Genomic DNA, 22698 nt, shown 5'->3' with positions numbered 1-22698 from the left:
GATAAACAAGAAGAAAATAAGAAACCAGAACAGGCTCCAGAAGGGGATAAACAAGAAGAAAATAAGAAGCCAGAACAAACTCCAGAAGGAGATAAACAAGAAGAAAATAAGAAACCAGAACAAACTCCAGAAGGAGATAAACAAGAAGAAAATAAGAAACCAGAACAGGCTCCAGAAGGGGATAAACAAGAAGAAAATAAGAAGCCAGAACAAACTCCAATAGAGGATGAAAATTTACTTAAAACTTTAGAAGAAGAACTTAATGAAGAAAATGAAGAGTACGGATTTGTTGTAAAAATTAATAATAACACAATAGAAACAGAGTCAATGAAAAAAATTACATTTAAATTAACTTATACTCCAACATCAAAAGGAATACAAGCAGGTGACTCAATAACTTTTAAAGTTCCTGATGTATTTAATAAAGTTAATTTAGATTATACAAGTGAATGTTTTGATAAAACAGAGAGTAATGGAGAGTATACACTTACATTTAGAGAATTGCCTAATGGTCAAAGTGTAATGCAAGGAAAAATTGGATTAGAAGCGTATGTTAAGAAAGTTGATGAAGAGACAAGTGCAAAAATTCATATTGAAACTACTGGAAAGATAGAAAGTGGAAGTGGAGATGTAGATGTAGAAATAAAACCTGGCGATAAAGAAGACATTGAAGAAGCTAAAGGAACACTTAAAAAGCTTGTTGAAGGAAGAGAGTCAACTACTGTATTTATGCCAGTTAAAAATAAAGATATAAATTATAGTATACAAGTAAATGAAAAAGAGGAAGAATTAAAAGACATTACTTTATATGATGAACTTCCTGAAGGAATGACATTAATAAAAGATTCTGTAAGTGTAGTAGCAAGCAACGGAAAAGAAGTAAGTGATTTTAATATTGAGCAAGGTGAAAATTCTATTTCAGTTAATTTTGGAGATATAGACAAAGCGTATACTGTTAAGTATAAGGCTAGAATTAGTGATGAAAATGCAAAACATGGTAATAAATATAAGAATGTAGCTAGATTAGAATCTGATGGTAAGAAAATACAAGAAGATGAGGCTACTGTAAGTGTATTTGATAGAGGAAACGATTATCTTTTAACTAAGGGACATTCAGGAGCAACAAATATTACTCAAGTAGGTCAAGTAATCAACTATCAGATTTCAATAAATGATGATAAATCACCAGTAAGTAATGTGGTTATAACAGATAATATACCAGAAGGTATGAGATTAACTACTGCTGGGGAAGCTGGGCATGACTTTAGAGTTGTAGAAGTTCCAATGAATGGTGGCTGGACTCCTTGGAGTAAAGAAAAAATTGCAAATAATATTTCATATAAAACAGAAGAAAAAAGAAATGAAAGTGGGCAAGTAGAAAAAGTTATAACTGGATTTACAATTAATCTTAGTGACGAAGAAGTAGAATCAAAGTTTTTTATAGCATATACATTAAAAGTTATCAGTATTGAAGATAGTTATATAAATAGAGCTGTTCTTGATGCAAATAATAGTAAAGTAGATAAAAGAGACGAAATAAGTTTTAAGAAAAACTCTGGATTAATAAGTGCTAAAAAAGAGGTTGATAAAAAGGTATTAGATGGCAATGATAACCAAATAGTTAAGTACAAAATAAACATGTCAACTTATGGAGTTTATGATGCAGGGCAAGTAAATATTCTAGATGAAGTAAATCCAGCATTAAAGATATCTAATATAAAGTACTCTGATAATCTTGAAATTAAAAAAGAAGCTGGAGATGGAAAAAACACTATAAGATTAGTAAATAAATATGAATTTAAACAGATAAAAGAAGGTGAACCTGTACAAGGTTGGGTTACATTTGATGCAGATTTCACAGGTGTAAAAGTAGGAGAGACTATACAAAATGTAGCTCAGATTAATGGTTCAAGTCCTCCTGGAGTAGAAACTACTAAACAAGGATATGCTTTTGAAGCTAAGAAGGTAGATAGTTCAGATAAAAATGCACTTGAAGGTGCAAAGTTTAATTTGGAAAATGCATTTGGAATAGTAGTAGTTAAGGATTTAGTTAGTAATGAAGATGGTATAATTGAATCTAGTGTCAAGAATTCAGGAACATATTATTTAGTTGAGACAATGGCTCCAAGTGGATATGAAAAATTAAAGGATAAAATCAAGGTGGAAATTGATAGAAAAGATATTGGTAAAATTGTGGATATTGGGAACATAGAAAATGTAAAACAAGAAAATCTTCCAGTAAATCCACCAGTACCACCAGGTACAGATGAACCAACAGTGAATCCGCCAGTACCTCCAAGTACAGATAAGCCAAGTAAACCATCAAGACCATCTGATACAGAGGAACCAACAATAAATCCACCAGTGCCACCAACAGAAAATGTGGTAAATCCTCCTATACCAGAGGTAGTAAATCCACCAATACCACCATCAGAAGATGCAATAGAAAAGCCTGTTAAGCAAATTGTTCCAATAACAGAGGTAATAAACCCACCAGTACCACAGGAAAAGAATAATACAGGAAAAGATAATACTGTAGTAAATCCACCAGTACCACCAAAGACAGGGGATAGTACTACAATTACTGTAGAAATACTTTTAGGGTTAGGAGCTATTGTAGGACTTATTATATTGAGAAGAAAGAAAAACATCAATTAGACCCTAACATTATAAAAATATAAATAATATTAAAAAATATCTTCTAAAACAATATTCTTAAGTGAGAATATTGTTAGAAGATATTTTTTTTTGAAGTATTATGTAAAAAAATAATCATTTTTTAGAAAAGATATCCAGAAAACTATAGACAAATAAAAGGATATAAGATATAATATAAATATAAAATTAAATGAGGCAAAACTAGGGAAACCTAGTCACGCAAAGCTATAGGGGCTAAAGTTTAAATAAACCACGCCAGCCAGTTGCCGAAAAGAGTAAAAATTTCTTTTTGTATATACAAAGATACTCTTGGGTATCTTTTTTATTTTGAAATTTATTACTCCCGGCCTAACTCAAAGGAGGGAATAATATGAAACCAAGTAAAAAATTATTAATCGCTATAATATCAATATTCTTAATAAGTTCAGTTCCAGTAAGTGCACATGCAGATAGTGCAACTCTACAAAATAAAGAAACACTTAGTCAAATAGTGGTTCTTCCAAGTGGAAATTACGATAAAAATGAAGCTAATGCTATGATAAATAGACTTGCTAATATAGATGGAAAATATTTAAATGTATTAAAACAAGATAACTTAAAAATAAAATTATTAAGTGGAAAATTAACAGATGAAAAAGAATATGCTTATTTAAAAGGTGTAGTTCCTAAGGGATGGGAAAACACTGGTAAAACTTGGGATGATGTTCCTGGTTTAGGTGGAAGTACAGTAGCTCTTAGAATAGGATTTAGTAACAAAGGTAAAGGTCATGATGCAATAAACTTAGAATTACATGAAACAGCACATGCAGTAGACCATCTTGCATTAAATGATATTTCTAAATCAGCACAATTTAAACAAATATTTGCTAAAGAAGGACGTTCTTTAGGAAATGTAAATTATTTAGGTGTATATCCAGAAGAATTCTTTGCTGAAGCATTTGCATATTACTACTTAAATCAAGATACAAATAGTAAATTAAAAGTAGCTTGTCCACAAACTTATAGTTTTTTACAAAACTTAGCAAAATAGAAAATTTATATAAAAAAATTAAGAGATGCTAGTATGCTAGCATCTCTTTTATATTGCGTGAAAAACTAATTAATTTAATCTTATGTATATCTTTATGAGAAGATTTATTACTGACTTTTATACAAGGACTCAATATGTTTATTATGAGATTGAGTCATTATTGTAGGTATAATAGAAACTATTGAACCAATCACTATCAATAGAATTCCTATAATCATATTAATAGGAATAAATTCTTTAAGAATTAGTAATGCTAGTATTGGAGATATTACTGGCTTAAAGAAAAATACTAAAGATGTAAGACTAGTAGATGTAGCTTCCATTGCCATAAAATAAAGTGCATAACCAACACCTGTAACAAATACAAATACGTAAATCATAGTAGGTATGTTGTGTAAGGTATAACCACTAAAAATAGGTATATTTGCAAATACATGGAGCCCATTTTTATTTAACATATTTGATATAAAATTAATCTTAGTAAGTAGAACCAATACAAGCATTTCTAAACTACCAAATATAAAACTGAAACAAGTCACAATTATTCCACCAAATTTTAAGGTTTTTCTTTTACCAAAAACAGTGTACATTGAAAAAATAATGGCAGAAGATAGTGTTAAGAATATACCACTAAAAGTTAATCTTGTATTCAGTGGATTTATAATAACTATAATTCCAAGTACTTCTAATATAAGTGAAATTATATTGTGCCTATAGATTTTTTCCTTTAGAATCAAATAAGCTAGAAGCATCACAAATACTGGATTACAACTAAATAAGACAGCAACTACAGATGCTTTTGTGTTTAATACAGCTAACTGGTACAATGACATACTTACTACAACACACATAAAGCCTAAAAAAGCAAAGTATTTTAAATCTGATTTTGTAATAGAAATACTAAGGGATTTTAATCTTTTTATAGCAAAAGGTAGTAAGACTAATCCACCAACAAAAAATCTTGATAAAGTTATTTGTATGGGATTAAAGTCATTAGTAACTGTTTTTAGACTAATTTCCATTGAACTAAAAAATAGGGTAGTCAGTATTATATAAACATAACCTTTTTTCAAATCAAACACCTCCTTGTAATTTATATTAGTACTATAAACTACAATATTCAAGTACATTGGTATAAAGTGGTATATAAATATAAGATATAAAATTATAAGCTACCTTAATATAGAATATAAATATTCTACACTAAGGTAGCTAATTATTTGGAATTAGATTTATTTAATTATTTTAAGTTGTATAATTTAGCTAGTTTTTCAAATGCTGGTAGAGAACTCTTAACCTTATCATAAGATACACAATATGATACTCTAAAGTGCCCTGGGCAACCAAAAGAAGAACCTGGTACTAATAGCAAATTAAATTGTTTAGCATCAGCACAGAATTTTTTATCATCTTCAATTGGAGCTTTTGGGAATAAATAGAATGTACCACTAGGTTTAACACAAGAAAATCCCATTTCTATTAAGCTATTATATAAAAGGTCAAAGTTCTTCTTGTAAATATTTACATCAACTTCTGCATCTAAGCTTCTTGCAATAACTCTTTGGAAAAGAGAAGGAGCATTTACAAATCCTAGTATTCTATTTGCAACATTTAATGAAGACATAACATCATCAAAATCATCCATTTCTCCATTAGCCACAATATATCCTATACGTTCACCAGGTAGAGACAATGATTTACTATAAGAGTATCCTATAAATGAATTTTTATAGTATTTTAGTATACAAGGAACTTTAGCACCATCATAAATTATTTCTCTATATGGTTCATCAGAAATTAAATATATATTTGTATTAAATTCTTTTTGTTTTGTATCTAGTAACTCTCCAAGATTTTTTAGTAATTCTTCAGAATAAATAACACCAGTAGGATTATTTGGAGTGTTTATTATTAAAGCTCTTGTCTTTGGAGTAATAGCATTTCTTAGAGCATCTAAATCTGGTTCAAAAGTTTCTATATTTGTAGGGACTTCTATTAATTTTCCATCATAGTTTTCTGTATAATTTTTATATTCACCAAAATATGGTGCAAAAGCAATAACTTCATCATCAGGATTTAAAAGAGTCTTTAAAATGATATTTAGACCACCAGCAGCCCCACAAGTCATAATTAAATTATCTCTAGTAAGGTTTAATTCATCTTTTTTATTTATGTGGTTGGCAATAGCATCTCTTACATCTTCATATCCTGAGTTGTTCATATATCCATGAACTAGATTTGGAGATTCTTCATTTAAAATATCGCTTATAACTGCTTTAATAGTTTCTGGAGGCTCAACACTTGGATTTCCTATACTAAAATCAAAAACATTTTCTTCTCCGTAGATATCGGAAAGTTTTTTTCCCTCTTCAAACATGGCTCTTATAACAGAGCTGTTTGCAACTAAAGTTTGCATTTTATTAGATATCATATGTAACACTCCCTTTTATAGATTTATATTGCTTATGTATATATTACCATATTTTTACTGAATTTAGACAATTTTCGAAAAATTATTTGCTTGAAAATATAAACTTTTATATAAAATATATTTATGTATGATATATATAAAAAATTACAAATTCTAATTAAAGCTCAATTATATTTTATGATAATTTTAGAAGGGAGTATAAAAATATACAGTTATAAGGCAAAATATTCTTGACTATATCAAGTATTTAATATAATATAGTTGATATAGTCAAATATATTGTATTAGAATTATAGAGGGGAAATTAAAAATGGATTTTAAAAAGTTACAGCATGAGAGTTTGTCGTATATTATTTGTTATTTACAAAGGAACTTTAAACTCTATTGTGAAAAGTGTCTAAAGCCATATAAGCTTACGAATGGCCTGTATTTTTATTTAATTTATATCAATAAGAATAGGAATTGTTCTTTGAATGATGTTTCAACAGAATTCGAGGTGGATAAAGCTCATACTACAAGAACTATATCTAGATTAGAACAAGATGGATACATAGAAAAGATTCAAAATCCAAATGATAGTAGAGCTTTTCAATTGAGAATAACAGACAAGGGTGAAGAGGTACTGGGAGATATAAAAAACATATTTTCAAAGTGGGATAGTAATATAAAAAAAGAGTTTTTGGATGAAGAATACAAGGACTTAGTAAAAAAACTACATACAGTAAGAGATATAAAGGCAACAGTGGAGGAAGAATAGGATGTACAGCAATTTATTAAAGTCAATTAAAATTGGAAATTTAGAATTAAAAAATAGAGTATCTTTTGCACCTACAAGTATGGGTCTTAATTTGGAAGAAAAAATCAACAAGTTTTGTAAAATTGCTAAATCAGGTGTAGCTTTAATTACGATAGGAGATGTATCAGTTAGACCTAGTTTTCATAAAATGGCTCTAAGCTTATCAGATGAAGATGGAATTAGAGAGTATAAAAAAATTGTAGATGAAATACATAATTCAGGGGCGAAAGTTTCAGCACAAATATTTTGCTCCGATTATGACATGAATTTAATCAGAAATACTATGGAATTGGGAATTACTTCACATGATGAAATAAAAAAAATTATGGATGATGGAGTAAAGGATTATGTAACCAATATGCCAAAAGAGGAAATAAAAAATATTATAGAATTGTTTAGAGTAACAGCATTAAATGCAAAAAAAGCAGGCTTTGATATGATTCAAATTCATGGAGATAGACTTGTAGGAAGCTTTTCCTCTAGTATATACAATAATAGAACTGATGAATATGGTGGAAGTTGTGATAATAGAAGTAGATTTGCAAGTGAAATAATTAGTAGTATTCGTAATGACATAAAGGATATTCCAATAGATTATAAGCTTGCAATTAGACAAGAAAATCCTCATTATGGTAATGCAGGAGTTTTACTTTCTGAAGTGGAGCACTTTGTAAAAAAATTTGAATCACTTGGTGTAGATAGCTTTCATGTAACATTAGCAAATCATTCAAAATTAGAAGACACCATACCAATTAATAATCATCCTTATTTTAAAGATGAGGGATGCTTTTTATATTTAGCTGATGAAGTTAAAACACACACAACCCTTCCAGTATGTGGTGTTGGGAAGCTATCTAGTCCAGACTTCATAGAAAGTGTTATATCAAATAACAGAGTGGATATGGTTGCCATGTCAAGACAACTATTGGCAGACAGTGATTGGTTGCAGAAAGTAAGAGAAGGAAGAGTAGATGATATTAAGAAGTGTTGCTACTGTAATAAAAAATGTGCAGATGCATTGCAAACACATTCTCAGTTTGGTTGTATATTAGACTAATAAAATTTTATAGTGATTAAAAACTTAATGATATTAAGAAAATTTAGATAAAAACTTAACATATAGGAGGATATATCATGAAAAGTTTAATTTTATATTCAAGTTCAACTGGAAATACTAAAAAAATTGCTCACTCTATATATGATGCAATTCAAGGCGGAAAAGAAATTAAAAATATCAGTGAGTTAATTGATAATAATGTTGACTATGAAAATTATGATATAATATTCTTAGGATATTGGGTAGACAAAGGAATTTGTGATAAAAATTCAAAACTAGTCTTTGAAAATATTCATAACAAAAAGCTAGCTTTATTTGGAACAATGGGAGCAAGTACAAAGGGAAACTATGGAATTAACATAATGGACAAAGTAAAAGATGTTTTTTCAAAAGATAATGAAATAGTTGGTTCATTTATATGCCAAGGAAAAATTGCAGAAGGTTTAAAGGTGAAATATGAAGAAATGCTAAAGCTTCATCCTGAAAATGAACATATTTGTGAGCAATTAAACAATCATGAAGAATCTCAAAGTCATCCAGATGAGCAAGAGATATCTGAAGCTGTCAGATTTGCAAAAGATATAATAGCTAAGGCTAGTAATATGTAATAGTTTAAATTAGATAGAAAGGGAGTTTGTAATATGAAAGAGAGTAACGATATTATAATTTCAGTTGGCTCTAAGCAAAGACTGCAAAATGCAATTGCAATAAAACTTTGTTTAGAGCCTAATAAATCAAGATAATATTTAGGCTAACTTGTTTTTGTGCAGTCTTTGCTTTTATTTACAATTTAAAATGTAGATGGGAGCAGAGTATTATGAAGTATGAAAAAGCACAAAATATATTGCCAGAAGAGATACTTGAATTAATTCAAGAATATACAGATGGTAGTTATTTATATATACCACGAAAGTCTGAAAATAAAAAAGTTTGGGGCGAAAATAGTGGTTCAAGAAATATCTTGAAAGAAAGAAATAAGGAAATATTTGATAAGTACAATAAAGGTGTTTCTGTTAAAGAACTTACAAAGGACTATTATTTAACTGAGCATAGTATAAGACGAATAATAAGAGAAGAAAAAAGCGATTGAAAATAGAATAGTAATGCTTTAAAGATAGATTTATATAACAAAAAATTAAGAAGAGACTTTTTAACAAAGTCTCTTTTTTCGTACAAAATTAGTACAGATTTGTTTATGAACTTGAGGTATGCTCTATTTAAATGATATGATTTCATTGAGGAATTTCTAAATTTTAAGAAGAGGAATAGAACAATGAGTATTTTAAATGTAAATAATATAAGTTATGGATTTGGGGATAGAACATTATTTAAAGACATATCTTTTAGACTGTTAAGAGGGGAGCATGTAGGTCTTGTTGGAAAAAATGGCGAGGGAAAATCTACATTTATGAATATAATAACAAGTCAACTGATTCCAGATAGTGGTGATATACAATGGAGTAGCAAAGTAAGAGTTGGATATATGGATCAACATACTAAACTAGAAAAAGGTAATACAATAAAAGATATTTTAAGAGAATCTTTTAAGGAATTTTTTGATATGGAAAGTGAAATGAATAGTATATACAGTAAAATGGGAGAAATGAATGAACATGAGATAAATAAGTCTCTTGAAAAAGTCGCTAATATACAAGCTTTTTTAAATAACAATGAATTTTACAATATTGATTCAAAGATAGATTCAATTGCTTTAGGTCTTGGGTTTAGACATATTGGACTTGATAGAGATGTTTCAGAATTGAGTGGAGGTCAAAGGACAAAGGTATTATTAGGTAAACTATTGTTAGATGAACCAGATATATTGCTTTTAGATGAACCTACAAACTATTTGGATGAAGAACATATAGAATGGTTAAGAAAATATCTTCAAAATTATGAAAATGCGTTCATATTGATATCACATGATTTGGAGTTTTTGAATAGTGTTGTGAATGTAGTGTGTCATCTTGAAAATATGACATTGACAAGATATATTGGCAATTATGAAAATTTCCAAAAGATGTATGAAGAAAATAAAAGAAATTTAAGAATAGCTCAAGAAAAACAAGTTAGAGAAATATCAAAGTTAGAAGAATATATTGCAAAAAATAAAGTTAGAGCATCAACCAGTAAGATGGCAAAATCAAGACAGAAAAAATTAGATAAAATAGAAAGAATAAGCATATCAAGGGAAAAAGTAAGACCTCATTTCGACTTTAAAATATCCAAAAAATCTGGGAAGATGATATTTGAAGCTAAGAATTTAGTTATAGGATATGAAACAGTACTAAGTAAACCTATAAATTTAATTATGGAAAGAGGAGAAAAAATAGCTTTAATAGGTGCAAATGGTATAGGAAAATCAACCTTATTAAAAAGTTTGATTGGAATAAATAAACCAATAAGTGGAAGTATTGAAGTGGGAGAAGAACAAAATATTGGCTATTTTGAACAAGAAGTTAAAGAAATAAGTGATAAAAAACTTATTGATGAGGTGTGGTATGAATTTCCAAGATATACAAGATATGAAATAAGAAAAATGCTATCCAGATGTGGATTGACTAATCAACATATAGAAAGTAAGCTTTCTATATTAAGTGGTGGAGAACAAGCTAAAGTAAGGTTATGTAAACTTATAAATAATCCTAGTAATATATTAATACTAGATGAACCAACAAATCACTTAGATTCTGAAGCAAAGGAAGAACTAAAAAAAGCTTTAATATCATATGAAGGAAGTATAGTTTTAGTCTGCCATGAGCCAGAATTTTATACTGATATAGTTAATAAAATTTGGGATTGTGAGAAGTGGGCAATTAATTATTTAGTATGATAGAAAATCTTATACCACCTATTATATCTTTTATCAATTTTACTATAAGACAAGTTAATTTGACTTTTGAAGTCAGGAAGATATGAAAAAACTAAATTAATAGAAAGGCATGGCATTTATTTGCGATGCCTTTTTTAATAAAATCAAAAGAATGATAAAAATACTTGACTGTAAACCTTGTTTATACTTTATTTTATATAATAATCAAACAGTTTCAAATGCATACAAGGAGGCGATTGTTGCAAAGTATGTTACTATTGATAATGTAATATTGGTGAATCAAATAATGAAATAAAATATTAAAGAAGACTTAGAGTAATAAAAAGGAAAGATATTAGGTGATTCAATAAATTGAAAGGTGGTGTTTAAAAATGACAATTAAGGAAGTTGAAGAAAAAACCGGACTAGCACGTTCTAATATTCGTTTTTATGAAAAAGAAATGCTAATTCAACCCGTTCGCAATGAAAGCAATGGATATAGAGAGTATTCAGATATAAATGTAGAGGACATCAAAAAAATCGCATATTTGCGTACATTAGGGATTTCTATTGATGATATTCGTAATATTATGCTTCAGCAAATATCTTTATATGAGGTTGTTGAAAAACAGGAACAAGTTCTCAAAACTAAAATATCTGATTTGGAAAATGCAAAAACTATGTGTGAAAAAATGCTCAAATTTGATGAACTAAGTTATTTGAATTTAAAAGTAGAAGAATATATAACTGAGCTACCAGAATATTGGAATGAAAATAAACATATTTTCAAACTGGACTCTGTAAGTTTCTTATATATGTGGGGAGGAAATGTTACATGGGGAATTATCACCATTGCTTGTTTACTGATTGCAATAATAGCATTTCCAAAATTGCCACTTCAAATTCCTGTGCAATGGAATAATGGTGTAGCCAATAGTGTAGATAAAAAATTTATTTATGCCTATCCCGTTATTTGTGTTGTGTTCAGGTTTATTTTACGTCCATTTATATGTAGATGGTTACAAATACGAGCTTTCTATAGTGATACTATTGCAGATTATTTGACGAACTTTTTATGTTTTGTAGCTTTATCTGTAGAAGTATTTTCAATATTTTTTGTCTACAATATTGTCAAGCACATTACAGTTATTCTTTTTGTAGATACCTGTGTGTTTATTATTTTATTACTAGTAGGATGGAATAAAATATACCAAAAAAACAAGCAACTCTCAAAAAATGAGTAATGAGTGAACTTACTTTCCATAAATCAAAAGCAAAAGCTTACTTTAGCATCATTTATTTAAATTCTAATAGCGGAATAAAAAAATGCCAGAATTGATAAAAACATAGTGTTTATTAGGATTCTGGCATTTTGCATATTCATATTTAAAAACTTTGCTTATTGAGAATCAGTGGAAAAATGCTGTTTTTATTAAAAAAGCTAATAATTGAGGCTTCAATCTCTACATATTATCTCTCTACATATTGTCTAAAAAAGCTAAGAAATCAACTTTGTATATTTTCTTTGGTCTACCTCTTTGATTATCCAACTTTGTGTTTACAATAGTTGCAATACCAGCCTTATATAAGATACTTAGGATTCTATTTGCACTTCTAAGCGTTATATTCATATAGTCTGATAATATTTCTGCTGATACATTATTTGAATTTCTATCATTAATCATACTCATAATTTTAGATACATTTACATTAGATAAAGGGATGAAAGAAGCAACTTTATTAGCTATTGAACTTTCTTCAAGGTCATTAGAATTTTTATTTGAATATAAAGGTCCTATTATATTATTAGTGTCATTTACTATAAACGTACAATTTCCACCTAGAGAAGCTGATTTACTATTTGCCTGACGAGCGTTCTGTTCTGCATGAATATTTGTGTTGCCAATTCCCCAACCAATATTTAAGCTGTACTTAATTTCTTTTAAGTCTTCTGAAATAAAAAATTCTGTATAGTCCTTAGTCATATTATTTAGCATTTCTTTAGTAGTATGTATTTCTATTTTCATATCATTTTTTTTGACTTGAACTCCATAGAATCCATTTCTTGATAAAGAATTTAAGATAGTATTATATATTTGATTTTGTATCTCATCATTTTTAAATATTAGGTCATCATTTATATACTCTGAGCTATTTATTGTGACTATACAAGTTGCAGATTTATTTTTATCCAATTTTTTCAATGTTATTTCGTTTATTACAGATTTAAATGTGTTTAAGATTGATTCAGTAGATGGCACCATATAAATACAGTCATATCCAAGTCTATTTAATTCACAATTAATTATATAATTTCTAGTAATAGAAAGGTTAATCTTATTATTCTTTAATAAATCTAGGTGTATCTCCAATAATTTATCATTTAATTTTTTGAAGTCATATACAGGTTGAGGAATATTGAAATCTTTAATTGTATATGGACAGTTTTTATAATCTATCAATGAATAGATGTCATAATAGTTATTATCTTCTCTTAAAAAATCCATAAATGATTTTGTAAAATCAATCTCTCTTTTACTATTTAATAGTTTAAATAAGTATTTATAAAAATCTCTTTCGTCAAGCTTTAAGAAACTTAATGGAACCTTTATATCCTCTATATTTATTATAAGTTCACTATATGGAATTATACCACTACAAACAAATCCATCAAAATTATCTACCTGTTCATTATATATATTTGGCAAATTACTGAAAGGGTTTTCGCCTTTTAGTTCAATGTATGTAATCTCGCAAATATCTTTTAATTCTTCGAGAGCTTGTTTAAAGTTATCTGCCATAAAATAAGATGTTGTTAAAAAGCCAATCTTATATTTCATAAAACCTCCTTTAAAATTTCGAAAGTATTGTAACTAATTATTAATTTATAACCTCATTTTATAATAGTAGATAAAAAGCGTCAATTTATTTTACAAAGTAATAATTAAAAGAAAAGTCAGAAAATAAAAAATATACTGAAAAAATGTTGACTGATGAAAATAATTGTGTTATTTTGTAATTAAGGACTAGTCTTTTAAAATTTCCTAAAGTATAAACTCAGCTTTTAGGAAAAAAATATTTTATTCAAAAATAAAGGAGATTATTATGAGTACATATTTAAAGGAGATTTCTAAATTTGTTGACGAGAATAGAGAAGAAATAATTTCATTGTGGAAAGAGATTGTTAATATTGAAAGCTACACAAACTGTAAAGAGAGTGTAAATAAATTGGCTGAGAGATTAAAAGGTGAGTTTGAAAAAGAAGGATTAGATTGTGATTTAATAGATGTTGGAAATAATGGCAGTACATTAGTAGGTACACTTGGTTCTAACAGAAATAAGAAACCAATAATTTTTTCAGGGCATATGGATACTGTCTTTGAAATAGGTACATTTGGAGAAAATCCATTTAAAATAATGGAAGGAAGAGCATATGGCCCAGGTGTGTTAGATATGAAAGGTGGAATAGTAATTTCTTTATACGTTATTAAAGTTTTAAATAAGATAGGATACAAAGATAGACCAATAAAAATAGTCTTTTCAGGAGATGAAGAGATAGGACATAAGGATTCAAGCGGAGGAGACCTTATATTAAAAGAAGCAAAAGGTGGTCTATGTGCATTTAATATGGAAACTGGATTGGTAGATAATAGCTTATGTGTAGGTAGAAAAGGAAGAATTGGGTGTAATATACATGTAAAAGGTGTAGAAACACATGCAGGAAATGATTTTGAAGGTGGAAGAAATGCAATAGAAGAAATGGCTAATAAGATATTACAAATACAAAAATTGACTAATCTTGAAGTTGGGACTACAGCAAGTGTAAGTATAATTAAAGGAGGAAGAGTATCAAATTCTATTCCAGAAGATTGTAGCATAGAAGTAGACCTTAGATTTGAAAAAGTAGAAGAAATGGAAAATGTTAAAAAAAGAATTCAAGAAATATGTGAAGATACTTATATAGAAGGAACTTCTACACATGTTGATTTTGTAAGTGAAATGATGCCATTTGAAACTACAGAGGATGTTATGAAGTTTCATAAATTTGTAAATACAGTATCAAAAGAAAATGGGTTTGGTGAAATAAAGGCTAAGAGACTTGGAGGAAGTTCAGATGCTAGTTATTTAACTATTGCAAACGTTCCTACGATATGTTCTTTTGGAGTAAAGGGAGAATGGAATCATACATCAAGAGAATACGCATTAGTAGATTCTATGTTTGAAAGGGTGAAATTGATTTCTACAATTGTTTTAAATTTAGATAAACTTGATATATAAAAGGGGGATTTTATATGGATACAACAGCTGGAGATAATAAGGTAACATGGAAAGGATATATGTCTTTATTTGTATTGATAATACTATTTTCTGGCATCTTTAAAGATAGTCAAGGATTTCTAAAAGCTTTAGACTTTGCTAACTTAACTGGTTCATTTGGTACTATCTCAGATGGTGCAGATTTTATGGGAAAAGGCGGAACTGGTGCAAAGGATGGTTTTTTATTTGCACTTACTTTAATACCAACAGTATGTTTTGCTGTAGGACTTATTGATGTAGTTGAATCTATGGGAGGGATGAAAGCTGCATCAAAGATATTTAATCCATTACTTAAACCTTTACTTGGAATACCTGGAATAGCTGGTATAGCATTTGTATCTTCATTTACTAGTTCAGATGTAGCTTCAATAATGACAAAAGAATTATGTGAAAACGGAGAAATAACAGATGATGAAAGAACTATATTTGTAGCTTATCAATATGCTGGTTCAGCAGTTATATTAAATACAATAAACACTCAAGCTCCACTTTTACCAATAGCATTATTGGCATTAGGTCCAATAATACTTATAGAAATATTCTGTAAGATACTTGGTGCCAATCTAGTTAGACTAATTATAAATATAAAAAATAAAAAGAATAAAAATAAGGAGGCTGCGTAATATGAGTCAACAAACTACTGGAAGCACAATTGTAAATAGTAAACCAAAAAAAACTGCTGTTGAGACATTTATGGGAGGCGCAAAAAAGGGTTTTTACATAGGTGTTGAACAAATATTGCCAGCCATGGTAATGGGGTATGTAATAGTGCAATTTCTACAATTAACTGGTCTAGTTGATATTTTAGGAAATGTTTTTGGTCCAGTGATGGGGATTTTTGGACTACCTGGAGAATCAGTCGTAGTTTTGATAGCAGCTTTCTTTGCTAAGGCAGCAGGAGCAGCTACAGCAGCAAATTTATTTGCACAAGGTATAATTACAGCATCACAAGCAACTATCTTGATTATGCCATGTATGTTAATGGGTACTCTAGTTGGTCATTACGCTAGAATAGTTCTTGTAGCCAATACTAGTACTAAGTATAGAATGTTACTACTAGCAGTTCCTATATTTGATGCAGTAGTAGGGATGTTGATAGTTAGAGTTTTACTTACTTTTATGGGATTAATGTAAAAATTAAATAAAACTAACATAGTAATATCATGATGATGCGCTAATTAAAAAAATGATATGTTAATTAAAAAAGAAGTTTACTAGTATAGTAGTAAACTTCTTTTAGATTTTCTATGTTTTTTAGATTTTTTATGTTTTTAAATTTTCTATGTTTTATTTTAGTACCTTTAAATCAACAATAAATTAAATCTATTTTTTAGTCAATATCAATATCAATTTATTATAACTTTATTTTTAAAGTACAATCTGTTTTGAATTTTCACGTATATCTACTTCAATTACTTTTTCTATTGTATCTCCCCTAAAGCCTAGTAAATTACTTGTTAAGTTTGCAGTAGAACAAGAGTGGTTAGGTATGATTCTTATTCTATCACCTATTTTTATATCAGTTTCTCCATTTACTTTAATTTTACCAACTTCTTCTGAAAGTGAATCAATAATAAGTTCTGGATGTCCACAAACTATACCATATCCAACAATACTACTATTTCCATGTGCGCCCTTATCTAGTCCAAGGCATTTACTTCCACAATCAACTAAATAATAACCATTACTATTTTTTGAGATTACAGTACATACAACAGTAAGAGCACACATCTTTTCAATAGCACATCCTAAAGCTATTTGTATAGCATCATAATATACATAGTTTCCAGGTCTTACAGCAGTGATAGTTTTAGAAGCAGCCTCAGTTTCAACTGTTGGAGTGCTTCCAGAAGCTACAATATCTATATTAAAGCCATTATCAGTTAATAATTTAGATGCTTTTTCCATAGCAGAGTCTTCTTGAATACAAACATCTGGCACTCCTTCTGGAGAACTACAACCGTATACTTGACCTGGATGTGAGCTTATTCCAACAATCTTTATATTTTCTAGTTTTGAAATTTCAGTAGCAAGTTCAACTACTTTTTCTGGTTCAACACCAAAACGGTGTAATCCGCAATCTACAATAAGAAGTAGTTTACATTCAATTTTAGCTAGAGAAAAAGCTTTACTGTAAGCTTTTGCACATTCTATATTATCTGTAGCACATATTAAATTTATTTTTGAAGCCATAGTTACTACCCTATTTATATTTGCATCTCCCATGTAAGGGTAAGCCAACATAATATCTTTAAAGCCAGCATTTATCAAAGCTTCAGCTTCATCAAGAGTTCCAACAAGAAATCCAGTAGCACCTGCATCTTTTTGAAGTTTTGCTATATATGTGCTTTTATGCGTTTTAAGCATAGGCCAAAGCTGTTTGTTATTCTTTGTACAAATTTGTTGTATTGTATTTATATTTTCTTCTAACTGGTCTAAATCTAGTAAAAAGCTTGGTGTAGCAATTTCTGAAATTTTCATGTTGTTTACCACCTTTCAATAAAAGTAAAATCAATCACAGGTCTTGATTTTAGGATATTAATAAATATTATGATAAGATTAGTTTTATAATATAAATATCTTCTAATTATATTATAGAACCAGTATGGAGTTAGAGCAATATTTATTTAGATTAATTAGAATTTTCAATATATTTATTGATTGTCAAATTATGTGAATATTAAACTGCATATATAATAATATTTTATTTTTATGGTTTTATTTAAAACTGTTTGAGTTTTATTTAATAGGGTATTTTAAGTGAGTGAAAATTTTATTTCAGCATAAAAAACTTATATTATAAATTTTGGAGGTAAGAAATATGAGAAAAGTGGTACTTTATATTGCAATGAGTTTAGATGGTTATATAGCAGAAGAAGATGGTAGTGTAGCTTTTTTAGATGAAGTAGCTTCAGATTCTCAACAAGAAGATTATAATACTTTTTACAATACAATTGATACAGTTATTATGGGAAATTCAACATATACACAAATAGTAAATGAACTAAGTCCAAATGAATGGTTTTATAAAGGGAAAGAATGTTATGTGTATTCAAAGACTACTAGTGGAGTTACTGAAAACGTAAAGTATACAAATTTAGACCCTAAAAAACTAATTGAACAAATTAGAGCAGAGAGAGATGGGAAAGATATCTGGATAATTGGAGGAAGTGAAATAGTAGAATTATTTATAAAAGATAATCTAATTGATGATTATTTTGTATATGTATTGCCAACAATATTAGGTAGAGGAATTCCATTATTTAAAACTGGAATACAGAGAACAAACTTAAATCTTAAAAAAGTTAGTAATTTAGAACAACTTGTAAAATTAGAATATAGTAAAAAACAAGTATAAAGTATGTGCTGGCTTGTTATCATTTTATAAAATAAAGTATTTAAAAACTTAAATTATATATGAATTGACATTACTTGTCAAATATGGTAACATATAAGCGACTTATCGGAGGGTGTATTAAAAAGAATATGCTGGAGAAGAGAGTGCACTAACTCTTTTCTCCTTTTTTTATAAAAGCAAGTATTCATAAACTTGGTATTACTACATAATAATTACACTGTCTCAAAAACTAAGAAAGGAGTAGAATATGAAATTAATTTTAAACTATTTAAAAAATTATAAATTATTAATAGCATTAAATATACTGGCTATATTTAGTTTTGCATTAGTTGAATTAGGTATACCAACAATAATAGCTAAAATAATTGATAATGGTATTGCAAATCAAAACACAACTTACATAAAACAAATGGGAATAGTAATAGTTGTTATTTCTATTATAGGAGTTGTAGGTAGTGTATTATTGGGTTATTGTTCTGCAAAAATATCAACAGGAGTAACTAGAGATATAAGAAATGATATATTTAAAAAATCTCAAGAATTTTCACACACTGAATACAATAAATTTGGGATTTCTTCAATGATTACAAGAACTACAAATGATGCATTTCAAATTCAACAATTTGTAAATATACTTCTTAGAACAGCCTTATTAACTCCAGTTATGTTTATTATAAGTATAATCATGACAATTAGAACGAGTGTAGAGCTTTCTTTGGTATTAGCTATATCAGTTCCTTTTATAATTATTGGAGTAGCAGTAATAGCAAAAGTTTCTCAATCAATATCATCTAAACAACAAAAAGGACTGGATAAACTAAATCTTATATCAAGAGAAAATTTAACTGGAATAAGGGTCATCAGAGCATTTGGGAATGATGATTATGAGACAAAAAGATTTGAAGAAACAAATACATATTATGCTAATGTTTCTAAAAAACTGTTTAAACTTATGTCAATTACTCAACCAGCATTCTTTTTACTATTAAATATAGCTGTTTTGGCTGTGTTTTGGATTTCAAGTGAGAAAATAAATATTGGAGAAATTCAAGTTGGACAATTGGTTGCATTTTTGGAATATCTTTTCCATGCTATGTTTTCAATTATGCTTTTTTCAATGGTATTTATCATGTATCCAAGAGCAGAAGTTTCAGCAAATAGAATAAAAGAAATTTTAGAAGAAGAGCCACTTATAAAAAATCCTGAAAATGGAGTAAAAGATACTGAAAATAAAGGGCTTATAGAATTCGACAATGTAACATTTACTTATCCAGATGGAGAAGCTTCTGTACTTAAAGATATTTCGTTTACTGCAAAGACTGGTGAAACAGTTGCTTTTATAGGTAGTACTGGTAGTGGAAAGAGTACTCTAATTAACTTGATACCTAGATTTTATGATGTAACAGAAGGTAGTATCAAGATAAATGGGGTAGATATAAGGGAATATGACTTAAAGGCTTTGAGAAAGAAGATAGGATTTATACCTCAGAAAGCATTGCTTTTTACTGGTAGTATAGCAAATAATATTAGATTTGGTAAAAATAAAGCAGGAACATCAGAGTTAGAACATTCAGCCAAGGTTGCACAGGCATATGAGTTTATATCAAAAAAACCTAGAAAATTTGATGAATTAATTAGTGAAGGTGGAGCTAATGTATCTGGAGGTCAAAAGCAAAGACTTTCTATTGCCAGAGCTATTATAAGAAAGCCTGAAATATATATATTTGATGATAGCTTTTCTGCATTAGATTTTAAGACTGATGCAATACTTCGTTCTAAGCTAAAAAAAGAAACAAAAGACGCAATTGTATTGATTGTTGCACAGAGAATTAGCTCAATTATTGATGCTAATAAAATTGTAGTACTAAATGAAGGTCAAGTTGTTGGAATGGGAACTCATAAAGAATTATTAAAAAATTGTGAAATATACTATGAAATTGCAACATCTCAGTTGAAAAAGGAGGAATTGGAATAATGAAAAAGTCTAAAGGCTTTAAAAAAACAATTGGTAGACTTCTTCCATTTGTAAAGCAATATAAATTTTCATTTATTATAGCTATTATATGTATAATTTTAGCAGCTACTATGAATGCAATTGCTCCTAAAACAGAGGGATTAATAATAACACAATTAACTAAAGATGTAATTCGTATAGCAAAAGGAATACCAGGAGCATCTGTGAATTTTAACTATGTAGTAAAAATTCTGGTACTCTTAGCATGTATATATGTTGCTAATGCAATTTTTACGTATGCTTCAAGTTTTTTACTTACAAATGCTATTCAAAATACGATGAGAGATTTAAGAAATGAAGTAGAAAATAAGATAAGAAAACTGCCTATTAGTTATTTTGATAGCAATAGTTTTGGAGATGTACTAAGTCGTATATCAAATGATGTAGATACAATATCAAATGCCTTACAACAGAGTTTTATGCAAATTATTAACTCAATTTTAGTAATAATTTTGGCAATTTCTATGATGTTTACAATTAATGCATATATGGCATTTATAGCTCTTTTTATAATTCCAATTAGTTATTTTGTATCTAAGTTTATAGTAAACAAATCACAAAATAGATTTTCATTACAACAAAATGCTCTTGGAAAATTAAATGGAAAAGTACAAGAGATGTATACTGGATTTAATGAAATAAAATTATATGGAAAAGAAGAAGACTCTATAGAAGAATTTAAAAAAGTAAATCAAGAACTTTGTGAAAATGGATTTAAGGCACAATTTATATCAAGTATGATGAATCCAATGGTTTCATTAGTAACTTATTTTGGAATCGCAGCAGTAGCAGTAGTTGGTTCTATATATGCAGTGAGTGGGGGGATAACAGTTGGAAATTTACAAGCATTTGTACGTTATATATGGCAAATAAATCAGCCTCTTTCACAGATGACACAATTATCAACTGTAATACAATCTTCTTTTGCAGCAATAGAGCGTGTATTTGAAATTTTGGATGAAGAAGAGGAAATTCCTGATGTTGAAAATCCAGTTAAGATAGAAAATGTACAAGGAAATGTCACATTTGAACATGTAAATTTTGGATATGGAGAAAGTGAAACTTTAATAGAAGATTTAAATGTAGAAATAAAAAGTGGTCAAATGGTAGCTATTGTTGGCCCTACTGGAGCAGGTAAAACAACATTAATAAACTTATTGATGAGATTTTATGATGTAAAGGGAGGAGCTATTAAAGTTGATGGAGTAGATATCAGAAATATGAGACGTGAAGATTTACGTTCAATGTTTGGAATGGTACTTCAAGATACATGGCTATTTAATGGTACTATTTTTGAAAATATAGAATATGGTAGATTTGGAGCTACTAAGGAAGAAATTATACAAGCAGCAAAAGTAGCAAATGTACATCACTTTATAACTACACTTCCAGATGGATATAACATGTTTTTAAATGAAGAAGCATCTAATATATCGTTGGGAGAAAAACAACTTTTAACTATAGCTAGAGCTTTTATATCAGACCCTTCGATATTGATATTAGATGAGGCTACTAGTTCTGTTGATACTAGATTAGAATTGATGCTTCAAAAGGCAATGAGAAATCTTATGAATGGTAGAACTAGTTTTGTTATAGCACATAGACTTTCTACAATTCGTAATGCTGACTTGATTTTGGTTATGAATAACGGAAGTATTATAGAGCAAGGTAATCATGATGAACTAATGGAAAAAGGTGGATTTTATGAGAAGCTTTATAATAGCCAATTTGCAGATACTGAATCTGAATAGTAAAATATCTGCCTAGATAATAGTTATAACTTAAATTGATAATATTATAATTAAAAAGAGTATCAGCAAAGTTATTTTTTAATAAACTTACTGATACTCTTTAGCTTTAAGCTTAAAAATGTTTATATTTGACAACTAATCTTGTTATATCTGATAACTAGAATTGCAGTATTTTTCTTTCTTACCCTTTTGTTCTCTGACATATAATAACTCACTTAACTTATCAATGTAATAACAATCATCACTTATACGAATTAAACTAGTTAGATAATATCCGTCTTTACTTCGAGGAATTTTTTTATTTATAGCTAAATCAATAGCTGTCTTTGCTGCTTCAAAATGTTTTAAATGTGTATGACCTTCTTCAAAATTCTTTCTAGTATTATAAACTACATAACCTTTTTTAACTTGAAAAACTATAAATTCTTTTTTTTCATATATTTTATTAAACATTTAATCAGCCTTTCTCAAGAT

At 28.4% G+C, this 22698-nt stretch carries 20 protein-coding genes and 1 riboswitch; of the genes, 15 read left to right on the top strand and 5 right to left on the bottom strand.

The features are described from left to right. Together KGF50_RS12830 and KGF50_RS12825 are read left to right on the top strand one after the other, a co-directional pair. Window positions 1-2658, top strand: a 2658-nt coding sequence (locus KGF50_RS12830) for a SpaA isopeptide-forming pilin-related protein (RefSeq protein WP_227848414.1), incomplete at its 5' end; no start/stop codon positions are given. Between the two features lie 184 nt (window positions 2659-2842). After that, a riboswitch (cyclic di-GMP riboswitch) is annotated at window positions 2843-2929 on the top strand. A gap of 99 nt (window positions 2930-3028) precedes the next feature. Beyond that, on the top strand, window positions 3029-3688 hold the full coding sequence (locus KGF50_RS12825; protein ID WP_227848413.1) for an anthrax toxin lethal factor-related metalloendopeptidase: 660 nt from the start codon (window positions 3029-3031) through the stop codon (window positions 3686-3688). A gap of 107 nt (window positions 3689-3795) precedes the next feature. On the opposite strand, the gene KGF50_RS12820 is transcribed toward KGF50_RS12825, so the two are convergent. Together KGF50_RS12820 and KGF50_RS12815 are read right to left on the bottom strand one after the other, a co-directional pair. Next, the gene (locus tag KGF50_RS12820; RefSeq protein WP_227848412.1) at window positions 3796-4761 is read right to left on the bottom strand and encodes a DMT family transporter; all 966 of its coding nucleotides are present in this window, start codon (window positions 4759-4761) and stop codon (window positions 3796-3798) included. A gap of 167 nt (window positions 4762-4928) precedes the next feature. Beyond that, window positions 4929-6119, bottom strand: a complete 1191-nt coding sequence (locus tag KGF50_RS12815; protein ID WP_227848411.1) for a pyridoxal phosphate-dependent aminotransferase — start codon at window positions 6117-6119, stop codon at window positions 4929-4931. Window positions 6120-6429: 310 nt separating this feature from the next. Here KGF50_RS12815 and bilQ point away from each other — a divergent pair, with 310 nt between their 5' ends. The 7 genes from bilQ (at window position 6430) to KGF50_RS12780 (ending at window position 12028) form a co-directional block, all read left to right on the top strand. Then, window positions 6430-6876: a bilirubin utilization transcriptional regulator BilQ gene (gene bilQ, locus KGF50_RS12810; protein ID WP_227848410.1), complete on the top strand. Its 447-nt coding sequence runs from the start codon at window positions 6430-6432 to the stop codon at window positions 6874-6876. Between the two features lies 1 nt (window position 6877). Then, window positions 6878-7972 (top strand): bilirubin reductase, encoded by a 1095-nt coding sequence (gene bilR / locus KGF50_RS12805; RefSeq protein ID WP_227848409.1) that lies wholly within the window; start codon window positions 6878-6880, stop codon window positions 7970-7972. 77 nt (window positions 7973-8049) lie between these two features. Then, the gene (gene bilS / locus KGF50_RS12800) at window positions 8050-8580 is read left to right on the top strand and encodes a flavodoxin family protein BilS (RefSeq protein WP_227848408.1); all 531 of its coding nucleotides are present in this window, start codon (window positions 8050-8052) and stop codon (window positions 8578-8580) included. A 209-nt stretch (window positions 8581-8789) separates the two neighbouring features. Further along, window positions 8790-9062: a CD3324 family protein gene (locus KGF50_RS12795; RefSeq protein ID WP_227848407.1), complete on the top strand. Its 273-nt coding sequence runs from the start codon at window positions 8790-8792 to the stop codon at window positions 9060-9062. Between the two features lie 183 nt (window positions 9063-9245). Continuing rightward, a complete protein-coding gene (locus tag KGF50_RS12790; RefSeq protein WP_227848406.1) occupies window positions 9246-10805 on the top strand; it encodes an ABC-F family ATP-binding cassette domain-containing protein in 1560 nt (519 codons plus the stop codon). Window positions 10806-10914: 109 nt separating this feature from the next. Further along, the gene (locus KGF50_RS12785; RefSeq protein ID WP_227848405.1) at window positions 10915-11100 is read left to right on the top strand and encodes a hypothetical protein; all 186 of its coding nucleotides are present in this window, start codon (window positions 10915-10917) and stop codon (window positions 11098-11100) included. A 76-nt stretch (window positions 11101-11176) separates the two neighbouring features. After that, window positions 11177-12028 carry a MerR family transcriptional regulator gene (locus KGF50_RS12780; RefSeq protein WP_227848404.1) on the top strand — a complete coding sequence of 284 codons (852 nt, stop codon included), beginning with the start codon at window positions 11177-11179 and terminating at the stop codon, window positions 12026-12028. Window positions 12029-12262: 234 nt separating this feature from the next. Here KGF50_RS12780 and KGF50_RS12775 read toward each other — a convergent pair whose 3' ends face one another. Further along, on the bottom strand, window positions 12263-13624 hold the full coding sequence (locus KGF50_RS12775; RefSeq protein ID WP_227848403.1) for a hypothetical protein: 1362 nt from the start codon (window positions 13622-13624) through the stop codon (window positions 12263-12265). A 265-nt stretch (window positions 13625-13889) separates the two neighbouring features. Between KGF50_RS12775 and KGF50_RS12770 the strand changes: the two genes are divergently transcribed. From KGF50_RS12770 to KGF50_RS12760, 3 genes are read left to right on the top strand one after another with little or no spacing between them, the layout of a single operon-like run. Further along, window positions 13890-15062, top strand: coding sequence for a M20 family metallopeptidase (locus KGF50_RS12770; protein WP_227848402.1), 1173 nt, complete (start codon window positions 13890-13892; stop codon window positions 15060-15062). 14 nt (window positions 15063-15076) lie between these two features. After that, entirely contained in the window at window positions 15077-15724 is a 648-nt protein-coding gene (locus tag KGF50_RS12765) for a nucleoside recognition domain-containing protein (protein WP_227848401.1), read from the top strand. Between the two features lies 1 nt (window position 15725). Further along, window positions 15726-16235, top strand: coding sequence for a YjiG family protein (locus KGF50_RS12760; RefSeq protein ID WP_227848400.1), 510 nt, complete (start codon window positions 15726-15728; stop codon window positions 16233-16235). A 234-nt stretch (window positions 16236-16469) separates the two neighbouring features. Here the strand turns inward: KGF50_RS12760 and KGF50_RS12755 are convergent, their stop codons facing one another. Further along, window positions 16470-17582 carry an alanine racemase gene (locus tag KGF50_RS12755; RefSeq protein WP_227848399.1) on the bottom strand — a complete coding sequence of 371 codons (1113 nt, stop codon included), beginning with the start codon at window positions 17580-17582 and terminating at the stop codon, window positions 16470-16472. A 340-nt stretch (window positions 17583-17922) separates the two neighbouring features. Here KGF50_RS12755 and KGF50_RS12750 point away from each other — a divergent pair, with 340 nt between their 5' ends. From KGF50_RS12750 to KGF50_RS12740, 3 genes are all read left to right on the top strand, one after another. Continuing rightward, a complete protein-coding gene (locus tag KGF50_RS12750; protein WP_227848398.1) occupies window positions 17923-18459 on the top strand; it encodes a dihydrofolate reductase family protein in 537 nt (178 codons plus the stop codon). A 247-nt stretch (window positions 18460-18706) separates the two neighbouring features. Continuing rightward, window positions 18707-20434: an ABC transporter ATP-binding protein gene (locus KGF50_RS12745; protein WP_227848397.1), complete on the top strand. Its 1728-nt coding sequence runs from the start codon at window positions 18707-18709 to the stop codon at window positions 20432-20434. Next, entirely contained in the window at window positions 20434-22224 is a 1791-nt protein-coding gene (locus KGF50_RS12740; RefSeq protein WP_227848396.1) for an ABC transporter ATP-binding protein, read from the top strand. The genes KGF50_RS12745 and KGF50_RS12740 overlap by 1 nt, the downstream gene beginning before the upstream one ends. A gap of 144 nt (window positions 22225-22368) precedes the next feature. Here the strand turns inward: KGF50_RS12740 and KGF50_RS12735 are convergent, their stop codons facing one another. Further along, window positions 22369-22677 carry a hypothetical protein gene (locus tag KGF50_RS12735; protein WP_227434417.1) on the bottom strand — a complete coding sequence of 103 codons (309 nt, stop codon included), beginning with the start codon at window positions 22675-22677 and terminating at the stop codon, window positions 22369-22371. Window positions 22678-22698: the final 21 nt, after the last annotated feature.

The organism is Clostridioides sp. ZZV15-6598, from assembly GCF_020657705.1.
GTDB lineage: Bacteria > Bacillota > Clostridia > Peptostreptococcales > Peptostreptococcaceae > Clostridioides > Clostridioides difficile_F.
The sequence above is the reverse complement of the archived record's forward strand: the minus strand, read 5'-3'. Positions and strand labels throughout refer to the sequence as shown.